At 52.9% G+C, this 933-nt stretch carries 1 protein-coding gene and 1 pseudogene; both read right to left on the bottom strand.

All coding sequences use genetic code 11. The annotated features are described in order from the left end of the window. Nucleotides 1-243 (bottom strand): annotated as a pseudogene (locus RAC65_RS22300) (conjugal transfer protein TraE); the annotation flags it as partial. 173 nt (nt 244-416) lie between these two features. Then, nucleotides 417-932 carry a pili assembly chaperone gene (locus tag RAC65_RS22295; protein WP_375097323.1) on the bottom strand — a complete coding sequence of 172 codons (516 nt, stop codon included), beginning with the start codon at nt 930-932 and terminating at the stop codon, nt 417-419. Nucleotide 933 lies beyond the last annotated feature (1 nt).

Below are 933 nucleotides of genomic sequence, written 5' to 3'. Positions count from 1 at the left end.
ACGGGGTGCTGTGGTCTCTGTCATGACGCCCTCAACAATCACATTGACCAGCTCTGAAACGGAGATGCCGAGTTTATGTGATACCTGATTCAAAAATTCTCTTGATGCCGGCCGGAAACGAATGGTCACTGGCGGACTTACTGTTTTCTTCCCTTCCGCAAACTGCTCAAGCAGCTGCCTCTGCTCATCGGTCTGCTCTAAGGCGACGCGGGACAGAATTTCTGTCAGGTTCATACGTTTCATAAAGGCCCTGGTGTTGGCTGAATGAGAAAATATTTTGTTAATCTTTTCTGTATTCGGTGTGAATACAGTACCTGGCGAAACCGCGTGTTGTATAACGCGATATTTCGATCGTTCAGATCGAATACATGTGTGTAATCAGTCTGAACATTGCCTTTATGACTTAACACCCGAAATTATTTTTCCGGTTCAGAAGTTTTTTTCAGCAGCATCACCGGCCACCGGGTCCGGGACGGACAGCGCCAGTGCCACTGCCGGAAGAGGATTTCCAGTTGCATTAGCGCGCGGGCTGAATCCCGGAAAGGGACGCTGGTCAGCCTGCTGCGGTAAGACCAGCCCCGCACCTTCAGGTATGTCCTGAGCCTGGCCGCACGGGCAGGCGTCAGCAGATGTGAAGCAACCACAACGGTTTTCCCCCCGGCTAACGCGGCTTCAGTTGACTCAAACACCCCCGACCAGAACCAGCTCACGCGTTCAGGCGTGAGTCCAACGGTTGGCTGACAGGGTGACAGATGAACGGTGATGCGCTTTCTGCGGCTCAGCATGCAGGGCTTCCTGAGCAACTGACGGGTCAGCCAGTCGAGGGGTCTGAGCAGAAACGGAGAGAGAGCCGTAAGCAGCCACATAAAAAAGAATGCGTCACATCCGGATGAAATAAAAAGGCTGATGCTGCCGGACAGAGTCAGCCACAGC

This window comes from Pantoea sp. BS_8, assembly GCF_041954965.1.
GTDB lineage: Bacteria > Pseudomonadota > Gammaproteobacteria > Enterobacterales > Enterobacteriaceae > Pantoea > Pantoea stewartii.
This window is presented reverse-complemented; position numbering and strand designations above follow the sequence as displayed.